Raw genomic sequence first — 13,080 nt, 5'->3', positions numbered from 1 at the left:
ATTACAGGGCGTTTTTTATTTCAGCTATTCAATCTCTCCTCTAATAAAACCACTGTTTTTTTACCCAGTACCTCTTTGCTGTTTTAATACTCTGTGCAATACTTATCTTCTAGTTATTCTTTAAGTAGTGAGAGTTCCATGGATAAAATTGAAGTTCGCGGTGCAAGAACCCATAACCTAAAAGACATTAGCTTAACTATCCCACGAGATAAGCTAACCGTTATTACGGGGTTATCCGGTTCAGGTAAATCCTCTTTGGCTTTTGATACTTTATATGCAGAAGGCCAACGACGCTATGTAGAATCGTTATCTGCCTATGCTCGTCAATTCTTATCCCTAATGGAAAAGCCCGATGTTGACCACATTGAAGGCCTTTCTCCTGCGATTTCTATCGAACAAAAATCAACATCTCACAACCCTCGCTCTACCGTCGGGACAATTACTGAAATTTACGATTACCTGCGTCTTTTATATGCTCGCATTGGCGAACCTCGCTGTCCTGATCATCATGTCGAATTAACAGCACAAACCATCAGCCAAATGGTTGATAAAGCGTTAGAGTTGCCTGAAGGCACAAAGCTGATGTTGTTAGCACCTATTGTGAAAGAACGTAAAGGTGAGCATGTTAAAACGTTAGAAAATTTAGCCGCGCAAGGGTTTATTCGTGCTCGTATTGATGGTGAAGTGTGTGATCTCTCTGATCCTCCGACATTAGAACTTCATAAAAAGCACACTATTGAAGTCGTTGTTGATCGCTTTAAAGTTCGAGATGATTTAAAACAACGTCTTGCCGAATCTTTTGAGACCGCACTAGAACTCACTGGTGGTATTGCTGTTGTTGATCATATGGATGACACCGATCATGAGCCTCTAATTTTTTCTGCCAATTTTGCGTGTCCACATTGTGGTTACAGCATGTCTGAACTTGAACCCCGCCTGTTTTCATTCAACAACCCAGCAGGTGCTTGTGGTACTTGTGATGGCTTAGGGGTTCAGCAGTATTTTGATGCTGATCGTATTGTTTTAGATAATAAGCTCAGTATTGCTGAAGGGGCGATTAAAGGTTGGGATCAAAAAAACTATTATTACTTTCAAATGTTAGGTTCATTAGCCAAGCACTATGGATTTGATCTTTTTGCACCATTTAAATCTCTATCAAAGAAATTCCAAAATATCATTCTTAATGGTTCAGGTACGGAAGAAGTTGAGTTCCAATACAGCAATGACCGCGGCGATCTACGCGTTAAGCGCCACCCTTTTGAAGGAATATTAAATACGCTTGACCGTCGCTATAAAGAAACCGAATCAAGCTCTGTGCGTGATGATCTATCAAAGTATATTTCAACTCAATCTTGTTCAAGCTGTCACGGTACGCGTTTACGTTTAGAAGCACGTAGTGTATTTGTTGGTGATACAACATTACCTGAAATCTGTGAAATGAGTATTCAAGACTCAATGTCATTTTTTAGTTCTCTAGAACTGAAAGGGCAAAAAGCTCAAATCGCAGATAAGGTAATGAAAGAGATTCATGAGCGTCTGAACTTCCTTATTAATGTCGGCTTAAATTACCTTAGCTTATCACGCAGCGCGGATACCCTTTCTGGTGGCGAAGCGCAGCGTATTCGCTTAGCAAGTCAAATTGGTGCAGGTTTAGTTGGTGTTATGTACGTTCTTGATGAGCCTTCTATTGGCCTGCACCAACGAGATAATGAACGTCTATTAAAAACCCTTAATCACCTTCGTGATCTTGGTAATACTGTTATTGTTGTTGAACATGATGAAGACGCAATAAGAAGTGCCGATCATATTATCGATATTGGTCCAGGCGCTGGGATTCATGGCGGTCATATTGTCGCAGAAGGTAACTATCAAGATATTATTTCAAATCCAGACTCACTCACCGGTCAATACTTAAGCGGTGCGAAAGAAATCGCAGTACCTAAAGAACGCATCAAAGCCGATCCTAAAAAACAGGTTGAATTAATTGGAGCAACAGGTAATAACTTAAAAGACGTCACATTAAAATTACCTGTCGGCCTGTTTACTTGCGTGACAGGGGTTTCAGGTTCAGGTAAATCGACGTTAATTAACGATACTTTCTTTAAAATTGCTCATACCCAATTAAATGGTGCAACAACATCAGAGCCTGCGCCATATAAGAAAATCAAAGGCATTGAACATTTTGATAAAGTGATCGACATAGATCAAAGCCCAATAGGGCGAACGCCTCGTTCAAACCCTGCAACTTATACCGGAATTTTTACCCCTATTCGTGAACTGTTTTCAGGTACACCTGAATCACGTTCTCGTGGTTATAAACCAGGTCGCTTTAGCTTTAACGTTCGCGGCGGTCGCTGTGAAGCATGTCAAGGTGATGGCGTAATCAAGGTGGAAATGCACTTCTTACCTGATGTTTATGTGCCATGTGATGTATGTACAGGTAAACGATATAATCGCGAAACACTAGAGGTAAAATACAAAGGCAAGAGTATTGATGAAGTTCTTCAAATGACAATTGAAGATGCTCATACTTTCTTTGAACCAGTACCTGTTATCGCTAGAAAGCTACAAACCTTAATGGATGTAGGACTGTCTTATATTCGTTTAGGGCAAGCTGCGACGACACTATCTGGTGGTGAAGCTCAACGGGTTAAACTAGCTCGTGAACTATCAAAGCGAGATACAGGGAAAACGCTTTATATTCTAGATGAGCCGACAACAGGTTTGCATTTTCACGATATTCAACAACTTTTGAATGTACTCCACCGTTTACGAGAACGAGGAAATACCATCGTTGTTATTGAACACAACCTTGATGTCGTAAAAACCGCAGACTGGATTATCGACTTAGGACCAGAAGGTGGGCAAGGCGGTGGTGAGATTATCGCTGCAGGAACCCCTGAAGACGTTGCATTAGTTGAGGGCTCTCATACGGCACGCTTCTTAAAACCGATGTTAAAGTAATAAAATTAAGCCTTTTATTACTTGGATCAGATAGAATAAAGCCAGCATTTTGTTGGCTTTACTTTTATTCTCATGCTCGTAATAAGGAATTAATGAAACATGGCAACGCTACTCACTCAAGGAACACAATTAGAAGCTAGAAAGATAAAAAAACCATTAACCAAATCTTATCTATTTAGCTTAAGTGTTCTTTTCTTTGTTTGTGCTCATTTTTTCCAACCGAACCCTGGTGGTTCAGGGCTACACCTCGCATTCAATGCCGCCTCTTGGATCCCTGCAAGCATTGCGATTGCAATCGCTTTATTTCATATAGCAAAACAAGGTCTAATTAAATATTCGACCTTAACTCTGGTTTTATTATTCGCCGTTATCTTGCTTTGTCTTCCTCTGTTTTATCATGATGCCTCCCCCCAATCAGCGTTAGGCAAATTCTTAGGTCTGTGGGCGGGGTTATTATTCTTTATTACATTACAACAATTTGCTTTTTCAAATAAACAGAAACAATGGCTCTTGTGGTGTATTATCGGTTCAGTGTTAATCGAAGCAGTTTTTGGCTATATCCAATACCTTTTTCTAAAGGAAGGGAACAGCTTCGGTTATAACGTTATAGCAAATCGCCCTTACGGCATTTTTCAGCAACCGAATGTTATGGCTAGCTTCCTAGCGACAGGACTTGCCATTGCCTCTTATTTTCTTGCCAGACAACCAATTAAATACCGTGAAAATATCATTGCTCTCACTCTTCTTTATGCAACGATCATATTTACTTTACCACTCATCGTCGTATTAGCGTCTAGAACAGGCTGGATCGCAACCTTGTTCAGCGTTGCTTTGCTTACTCCATACATGTGGAAATATTGCACTAAACAGCGTTTCTTCTCTTGGGTATTAGCATTAATTATTGGCTTTAGTGGCAGCTTTGTTCTATTTAACTTATCTCAAGATAACTTATCTAAAGTGTCATTAATTAGCCAAAAAGCTGACCTAGAAAGCCCCAGACGATATACATTTCCACAGGCTTTAGATATGTTTTTAGAAAAGCCGATCACAGGCTATGGTTACGGAAATTACGAAGCAGAATACATATTATACACAGCAAAACAGCACCAAATATCATCAAGTTACAAACCTGGATTGCCTTCAATGGATCACCCTCACAATGAAGTTTTATACTGGGGTGTAGAGGGGGGGATCGTTGCGATTCTAGGTTTATTGCTTGCCGCGGGTGGTGTTTTACTCAAAATACGAAAAAGTAAACTAGATACACAATTTGCTCTACTGGCTTTAATCGCTCCGATCTTCATTCATAGCCAATTAGAGTATCCGTTTTACCACTCTATGCTGCACTGGTTTACTTTCATCATTCTTCTGTTCTGGATAGACCAACTAAGCTGTAAATATAAAAAATACCGCATTAGTGATATCAGTAAAATCACACTGCGAGTCAGCTCATTGGTACTGCCCATTGTCACTGCTTTTTATATGCTTTCAACACTGCACACTAACTGGGTATTAACTAAATTTGAAACAACTCGACCAATGAATCCTGATATTTTGGCTCAAGTGACTAATCCTGTCGTTTGGGAAGACCGATTTAATTGGGATGTATTATCGGCTCAACTATCCATTGGTATCGTGAACAAAAAACCAGAATTAATCACACCTTATATCACTTGGTCAAAAGAGCTTATTAAAACAAAACCAAGACCGGCATTTTATCAAAATCTGATTATTGCCTACCAAGCTTTAGGGGAAGAAAAAAGAGCAGAAGATATTAGAAGAGAAGCCATTTTTCTTTTTCCAAATAACAAATTTGACTTGGTGCAACTCGACGAAAAATTACGCCAAAAAGAAAATAATAAATAAAACTGACAATAAAAAGCCGCTGATTTTTCAGCGGCCTTTTATTTATGATCTAAAGAACATCTGATAAGGCTTTTAAGCATAATGCAACATTCTCTTTCTTAGCCGCATACCCCATCAAACCAATACGCCAAGTCTTTCCGGCTAAATCCCCTAGCCCAGCACCAATTTCTAAATTATATTCATTCAGTAATCGACTTCTCACTTCCACATCGCTAACCCCTTCTGGGATATAAACGGCATTAAGCTGTGGTAAACGATACGCTTCATCAACGATAAACTGAATACCTAACGATTCTAACCCTTGTTTTAACTCTTGGTGGTAAAATGCGTGTCTACTCCAAGCGGCTTCTAATCCTTCATTTTTAAGCATTAATAATGATTCATGTAATGCATACAAACTATTCACAGGCGCTGTATGGTGATAGCTTCGTTTTCCTTCGCCACTCCAATAAGACAGCACTAAACTTTGATCTAAAAACCAACTTTGAACAGGCTTGATTCTTGATTTCATTTTGTCCAAAGCTCGTTCAGAAAACGTCACTGGTGATAAGCCTGGAGTACAAGATAAACATTTTTGGGAGCCAGAATAAACCGCATCTAATTGCCATTTATCAACCAATAATGGTACGCCACCTAATGATGTTACTGCATCAACAATGGTTAAACATCCATGCTGACGAGCTAAATTTGAAATGGCTTCAGCATCACTTAATACACCCGTCGATGTCTCTGCATGAACAAAAGCGACTATCTTAATATCTGAATGTTGTTGCAGAGCCTCTTCAACTTTATTTAAAGAAACTGGCTCGCCCCACTTATCATCAATGACAATCGCGGTTCCACCACATCGCTCAACATTTTGACGCATTCGTTCGCCAAAAACACCATTACGACAAACTAATACTTTTTCACCGTCTTCTACTAAATTAACAAAACAGGTTTCCATTCCCGCGCTTCCAGGTGCAGAAACCGCAATAGTGAATTCATTTTCTGTTTGAAATGCATACTTAAGTAGCTCTTTTACTTCATCCATCATTTTTATAAACAGAGGATCTAAATGACCAATCGTTGGTCGACTTAGCGCTTGTAATACTTGTGGCGATATATCAGAAGGTCCAGGTCCCATAAGGGTTCTTTTTGGTGGGATAAAACTTTGCATCATTCACTCCTTGAAATATAGGGTGTTTAAAGAATAGACACAATAATAATTAAACTCAATTAGACGAAGTAATTAGAGTGACTTAACTATACAAAATAACCATAAAATACTTATATTCACTTTAAATCGGAGAAATACAAATAAAGTCATTACTATTGATTGACATTTGTTTCATAAAAAAGCACATTGTTAACATATGTTTTGTTGTATAAAACATACACAGAAGAGGAGCACTGCCTAGGTAGCTTTATTTGTGGAGCCCAAACTCCCAAACAAATAAGTGAGGGAGAGCAGTGCCGAGATAAACCTTCTTGGGAGAGGTTTATCGATCGTATTGGCTGAATCCTTACGATTGCCACTTAATTTTAAGTGGAGAGCTTCTAGCAGCTATTTATTTTTTGCTATGACTCTTCACATTTATTTCCACATTGGATGTAGTCGGGAGACAGGAAAGTGAACCCTATAAATGTTGCTAAATTTGGCGGAACAAGCGTTGCAAATTTTGAAGCAATGAACCGCAGTGCTTATGTCATAGAGCAAAATAAAAATACTCACCTTGTTGTTATCAGTGCCTGCTCGGGTGTCACTAACCTTTTAGTTGAACTCGCCAACGGCACACAAGATAACCAAAGAAAAAAAGCGATCCTCTCAGAATTAAAATCCATTCATTTTTCTGTATTAGACCAACTTTCTGATCCCATTTATCCAGAAAAAGCCATTCTTGAGATCTTGGATGATGTAGAAAAAGCGGCAGATGCGGCGGCGCTTCAATCTAGCGATGAACTTACTGACCGCCTTGTCGCCTGTGGTGAATTAATGTCCACTCATCTATTTACCCAATTATTGATTGAACGTGGTAATTCTGCAGTTCGCTTTGATATTCGAACGGTATTACGTACAGATTCTCAATTTGGTAGAGGTGAGCCACTACTTGAAGACATCTCGCGCTTAGCTCAAGAAAAACTGGTTCCTTTATGCCAAAAACATATTGTCATAACCCAAGGTTTTATTGGCTCTGATAACGATGGAAATACAACAACTCTAGGTCGAGGAGGCAGTGACTACAGCGCCGCCTTGATTGCTGAATCAGTTCGCGCATGTGGATTAGAGATCTGGACTGACGTTCCCGGTATTTACACGACCGATCCTCGCATCGCCTCTGCCGCTTCCCCTATTCCAGAAATTAGTTTCAGTGAAGCCTCTGAAATGGCGAATTATGGGGCAAAGATCCTACACCCATCAACCTTGCTTCCAGCGCTTCGTCACCAAATCCCTGTTTTTGTGGGGTCATCAAAAGAACCAGAAAAAGGCGGTACGTGGATAAAGCAAACAGTGAATAGTTCACCTCTATTTAGAGCGTTAACCTTACGTTGCAACCAAACAATGGTCACACTGCACAGCCCAAATATGTTTCATGCTTACGGTTTTCTTGCCGAAGTATTTAAAATTTTAGCAAAGTACCAAATCTCAGTAGATTTAATTACAACTTCTGAAGTGAGTGTTGCTTTAACTCTTGATCAAACGAACACCAATGGCAAAGCGCCTGAGTTACCACCAGCAGCACAACAAGAACTAGAGCAATTATGTACCGTTGAAATAGAGCACCACCTATGCCTAGTTGCTCTCATTGGTAACCAAATGAGCCATTCAAAAGGTTCTGCTAAACAAGTATTTGGTACTTTAGAAGACTTTAATTTACGCATGATTTGTTATGGTGCAAGTCAGCATAATTTATGTTTCTTACTTCATGAATCAGAATCAAAACAAGCTGTAAAAGTATTACACAAAGAACTCTTTGAAAAATAAATCTCTCTTTTACAATATCTAAAAAAGCCCATTCGCTAATAACGAATGGGCTTTTTGTTTTAAAGTACTTTCTTTAAGACGATTAGTTTAAATTTGGACCTAACCATTTCTCTGTTTCTAGCATATCCCACCCCTTTCTCTCAGCATAACTTTTTGCCTGATCTTTTTGGATTTGAGCTATCGCAAAATAACGACAATCGGGATGTGAAAAGTACATACCTGAAACCGAGGCTCCCGGCCACATAGCATAACTTGAGGTTAACGACATACCAATCGATTCTTCAACGTTCATCAACTCCCACAATGTTCCTTTTTCTGTATGCTCAGGACAAGCAGGATAACCAGGAGCAGGTCGGATACCTTGGTATTTTTCACGGATAAGATCATCATTAGATAAGGTTTCATCTGGTGAATACCCCCAAATTTCTTTACGTACTATTTTATGTAAATATTCCGCAAAAGCTTCTGCTAAACGATCGGCAACCGCTTGGATCATAATGGCATTATAATCATCACCTTTTGCTTTATAGTCGTCAGCGAGAGCTCGCTCACCAATCCCTCCCGTCACCGCAAAACCACCAATCCAATCGGCTTTTCCACTCTTTTTAGGAGCAATATAATCAGACAAACAATAGTTAAAGCCTTTTGGTTTTTCTGTTTGTTGACGTAAGTTATGCAGCACTTTTAATACGTCGGTACGAGATTCATCGGTGTAAACTTCAATATCATCATCAACGCTATTAGCAGGGAAAAGCGCACACATACCTCGTGCTTTTAATAGTTTCTCTTTCTCTACACGATCAAGCAAATCATTCGCATCTTTATACAAGCGTTTCGCTTCTTCACCGACTTCTTCATGATCTAAAATTGCAGGGTATTTTCCCATTAAAGACCACGTCATGAAGAAAGGAGTCCAATCAATATATTCACGTAAAGTCGCTACATCCATATCATCAAAAATATGTACACCTGACTTTACCGGAGCTGGTGGCGTGTAGTTAACCCAATCAATATCGACTTTATTCGCTCGTGCTCTTGCCAATGACACTGGTTTTGTTCGTGGTGTTTTACGGCTATGCTGCTCACGAACGCGGTCATAATCGATATCCAACTTCTCAATAAACGCAGGTTTCAATTCCTTAGAAAGTAATGACGTACACACTCCAACAGCACGAGAGGCGTTATTTACATAGACCACTGGCTGAGAATAGTTTTGCTCTATCTTCACCGCGGTATGTGCTTTAGATGTGGTTGCACCACCAATCAAAAGAGGCAAATCAAACCCTTGGCGTTCCATTTCTTTAGCGACATGGACCATTTCATCAAGTGATGGCGTAATAAGACCAGAAAGTCCGATAATATCGACGTTTTCTTCTTTTGCTACTTTAAGTATTTTTTCACAAGAAACCATGACACCAAGATCTATAATTTCATAGTTATTACATTGAAGAACAACCCCTACAATATTCTTACCAATATCGTGAACATCGCCCTTTACGGTTGCTAATAAAATCTTACCATTTGTTGAACCTACATCTTTAGTTGCGTCGATAAAAGGCTCTAAGTGGGCAACGGCTTGTTTCATTACTCGTGCAGATTTAACCACTTGAGGTAGGAACATTTTGCCTTCGCCAAACAGATCTCCCACCACATTCATGCCGTCCATTAATGGACCTTCAATCACATGAATTGGTCGTTCTGAATTCACACGAGCCTCTTCGGTATCTTCTACAATGAAATCTGTAATTCCCTTAACCAAAGAATGTTCAAGGCGTTTTTCTACCGACCATGTTCTCCACTCTAAAGCCGATTTATCTTCAACTTTTCCGACCGCTCGTTCTAGATATTCTGTTGCCATATCAAGTAAGCGTTCTGTTGAATCATCACGACGGTTAAGTACTACATCTTCTACCGCTTCACGTAAATCTTCAGGTAAGTTATCGTAAATCTCTAATTGACCTGCGTTCACTATCCCCATATCCATACCATGTTTAAAACAGTGGTATAAGAACACAGCATGAATCGCTTCTCGTACGTAATTATTACCACGGAACGAGAATGACACGTTAGATACACCACCAGAAATCATGGCATGGGGAAGCGTTCTTTTTATATCAGCAACGGCTTCAATAAAATCAACAGCGTAGTTGTTATGTTCATCTATTCCTGTTGCAACAGCAAAGATGTTAGGGTCAAAAATAATGTCTTCTGGTGGGAAACCAATTTCATCCACTAAGATGTTATAAGCGTTAGTACATATTTCTATTTTTCGCTCACGCGTATCCGCCTGACCAACTTCATCAAAGGCCATCACAATCACAGCGGCGCCATAACGACGGATCAGCTTAGCTTGTTGTAAGAATTTTTCTTTGCCTTCTTTAAGGGATATTGAGTTCACAATACCCTTACCTTGAATACATTTAAGACCCGCTTCGATAACTTCCCATTTAGAAGAATCGACCATCACTGGCACTTTAGATATTTCTGGCTCAGAAGCACAGAGATTTAAGAATTTAACCATGCACGCTTCAGAGTCAAGCATGCCTTCATCCATGTTGATATCTATTATTTGAGCGCCGTTTTCTACTTGCTCACGAGCGACGCTTAACGCTTCATCATATAGTTCTTCTTTAATGAGACGCTTAAAACGAGCAGAGCCGGTAACATTTGTCCTTTCACCAACGTTCACAAAAAGGGATTCTTTTGATATCGTCAGTGGCTCTAAACCCGATAAGCGACAAGCAACAGGAAGAGTGGGTAATTGACGAGGTTTAACGCCTTCAACAGCTTCTGCCATTTGACGAATGTGTTCTGGTGTCGTACCACAGCAACCGCCAATCAAATTTAGGAATCCGCTTTCTGCCCACTCTTTTACGTGTTCAGCCATCTCTTCTGGAGATAAGTCATATTCACCAAAGGCATTAGGTAAACCAGCATTAGGGTGCGCTGATACATTGCATTCTGAAATTCGAGATAATTCGCCAACATACTCACGTAATTCATCAGGACCAAGAGCACAATTTAAACCAAATGAAATCGGTTTAACGTGGCGTAATGCATTATAAAAAGCTTCTGTTGTTTGCCCAGAGAGAGTACGTCCTGACGCATCCGTTATCGTACCGGAAATCATAACGGGTAGTGTGATGCCCATTTCTTCAAAAACGGATTCGACCGCAAAAGAACACGCTTTTGCATTCAAAGTATCAAAGATGGTTTCAATCAGAATTAAATCAGATCCCCCATTGATTAATGCGCGAGTCGATTCTGAATACGCCTCAACTAACTCATCAAAAGAGACATTTCGATAACCTGGATCATTAACATCAGGAGAGATTGAACACGTTCTGTTGGTTGGACCTAAGACACCAGCAACATAACGTGGTTTATGAGGTGTTTTTAACGTCCACTCATCCGCGACTTCTCTTGCTAACCTTGCCGCCTCAAAGTTCATTTCATCACTTAGACTTTCCATATCATAGTCAGCCATTGCAATCGTTGTTGAGTTAAACGTGTTTGTTTCTAGAATATCAGCACCCGCTTCTAAATAAGCAGAATGGATATCTCTTATAATTTCAGGACGGGAAAGCACTAAGAGATCATTATTACCTTTAAGGTCACAATGCCAATCACTAAAGCGCTCTCCACGATAATCTTGTTCTTCAAACTTATACTCTTGGATCATGGTTCCCATACCACCATCTATCAAAAGTATACGTTCCAAAAGTTGTTTTTCTATTTGAGTTTTCTTATTGCTTCCTGCCACGGTACTGCCTCATCCATAATACTTTCTTGTTACAATCCTATCACACATCTAATAGGAATCTAGACGTCCAAAATGGTTTTATTTTAACAAATTAGAAATAAAGTTTGATATTTATCAATTTGAGTGGAAAATGACCTTCATCACATTTTGTTACACAAATAACATATATAGAGGTTAAACAATGTCCGTATATAACACACTCTGTTTTCTTGCAGCAGCTGCTATGTTAATCGCATTTTTTAATAGCAAAATAGGAAAGATGCAAACCACCATAGCGATCACCGCTGGTTCTATGATCCTATCTCTGGGACTTATTGTCGCAGGTCAGAATGATTGGTTCCATCTTAGAGAAATAGCTACCGACACCTTAACTGAAATAAACTTTGAAGATTTTCTATTAAAAGGAATATTAGGTTTCTTATTGTTTGCTGGCGGCCTGGGGATCAAACTACAAAATCTAAAAGACCAAAAATGGGAAATTACGGTACTTGCTTTAGGTGCAACTTTATTCTCTACCTTCTTTATCGGTTTCGCCTTATGGGGAATATGCAGCCTGATAGGCATTAATTTCGATTTAATCTACTGCCTATTATTTGGTGCGCTTATCTCTCCAACCGATCCAATTGCTGTTCTTGCGATTGTGAAAAAATTAAATGCACCACAACGTATTTCAACCCAAATTGAAGGTGAATCCCTGTTCAATGATGGTTTTGGTTTGGTCATTTTTGTTACCTTATTTACAATCGCTTTTGGTTCAGAAACCCCAACGGTAGGTAGTGTTACTGCTTTGTTTTTACAAGAAGCTATCGGCGGCATTATTTATGGTTTAGTTTTAGGTCTTATTTTCCATTACTTAATCAGCTCAACCAATGACCACTCAATGGAGTTGCTATTAACGATTGGTATTCCAACATCAGGCTATGCATTTGCTGAAATTATTCATGTTTCAGGCCCATTAGCGATGGTGGTGTCAGGCATTATGATTGGCAACTGGACTCGTTATATTGGTTTTTCAAAAGAGAGTGAAGATCATTTAGACCATTTCTGGGAACTCGTTGATGAGTTTTTAAATGGCGTATTATTTCTTCTTATTGGTATGTCGATGTTGTTGTTCCAATTCCATCAAGAAGATTGGATCTTAATGGCGATTTCGATTCCATTAGTACTCGCAAGTCGTTATTTAAGTGTATTCATTTCCTACATCGGATTTAAACGCTTCAGAACATACAACCCATTATCCGTTAATATTTTAACGTGGGGCGGTCTTCGTGGAGGCTTGGCCTTAGCAATGGCTTTGGCAATTCCATCTGGCATTTTAGTTATTCCTGATAAAAATATCGATGTACGAGAAATTATATTGGTGATGACTTACTCTGTTGTTGTTTTCTCTATTCTTGTTCAAGGTTCAACAATTACAAAGATGATTGAGAAAGCAAAAAAACTAGAATAACAGTTAGTTAAATTGTTATGAAAATCATAAAAAAGCCCCATTATCAAATTAGATAATGGGGCTTTTATCTTT

General features: G+C 39.3%; 6 protein-coding genes and 1 riboswitch. Of the genes, 4 read left to right on the top strand and 2 right to left on the bottom strand.

The window, feature by feature from the left end; translation table 11 throughout:
• The first annotated feature begins 138 nt into the window (after nucleotides 1-138).
• Nucleotides 139-2,964 (top strand): excinuclease ABC subunit UvrA, encoded by a 2,826-nt coding sequence (uvrA, locus tag A6E06_RS15750; RefSeq protein ID WP_065594151.1) that lies wholly within the window; start codon nucleotides 139-141, stop codon nucleotides 2,962-2,964.
• Nucleotides 2,965-3,063: 99 nt separating this feature from the next.
• Entirely contained in the window at nucleotides 3,064-4,830 is a 1,767-nt protein-coding gene (locus tag A6E06_RS15745; RefSeq protein WP_065594152.1) for a PglL family O-oligosaccharyltransferase, read from the top strand.
• Between the two features lie 49 nt (nucleotides 4,831-4,879).
• Here the strand turns inward: A6E06_RS15745 and A6E06_RS15740 are convergent, their stop codons facing one another.
• Nucleotides 4,880-5,989 carry an alanine--glyoxylate aminotransferase family protein gene (locus tag A6E06_RS15740; protein ID WP_065594153.1) on the bottom strand — a complete coding sequence of 370 codons (1,110 nt, stop codon included), beginning with the start codon at nucleotides 5,987-5,989 and terminating at the stop codon, nucleotides 4,880-4,882.
• 215 nt (nucleotides 5,990-6,204) lie between these two features.
• Nucleotides 6,205-6,377, top strand: a riboswitch (Lysine riboswitch).
• A 65-nt stretch (nucleotides 6,378-6,442) separates the two neighbouring features.
• On the opposite strand from A6E06_RS15740, the gene lysC reads away from it, so the two are divergent.
• Nucleotides 6,443-7,795 (top strand): lysine-sensitive aspartokinase 3, encoded by a 1,353-nt coding sequence (gene lysC / locus A6E06_RS15735; RefSeq protein ID WP_065594154.1) that lies wholly within the window; start codon nucleotides 6,443-6,445, stop codon nucleotides 7,793-7,795.
• Between the two features lie 82 nt (nucleotides 7,796-7,877).
• Here lysC and metH read toward each other — a convergent pair whose 3' ends face one another.
• Nucleotides 7,878-11,558: a methionine synthase gene (metH, locus tag A6E06_RS15730; protein ID WP_065594155.1), complete on the bottom strand. Its 3,681-nt coding sequence runs from the start codon at nucleotides 11,556-11,558 to the stop codon at nucleotides 7,878-7,880.
• A gap of 181 nt (nucleotides 11,559-11,739) precedes the next feature.
• On the opposite strand from metH, the gene A6E06_RS15725 reads away from it, so the two are divergent.
• A complete protein-coding gene (locus tag A6E06_RS15725; RefSeq protein ID WP_065594156.1) occupies nucleotides 11,740-13,008 on the top strand; it encodes a sodium:proton antiporter in 1,269 nt (422 codons plus the stop codon).
• Nucleotides 13,009-13,080 lie beyond the last annotated feature (72 nt).

It is taken from the genome of Aliivibrio sp. 1S175, assembly GCF_001690985.1.
In the GTDB taxonomy this organism is placed as follows: domain Bacteria; phylum Pseudomonadota; class Gammaproteobacteria; order Enterobacterales; family Vibrionaceae; genus Aliivibrio.
This window is presented reverse-complemented; position numbering and strand designations above follow the sequence as displayed.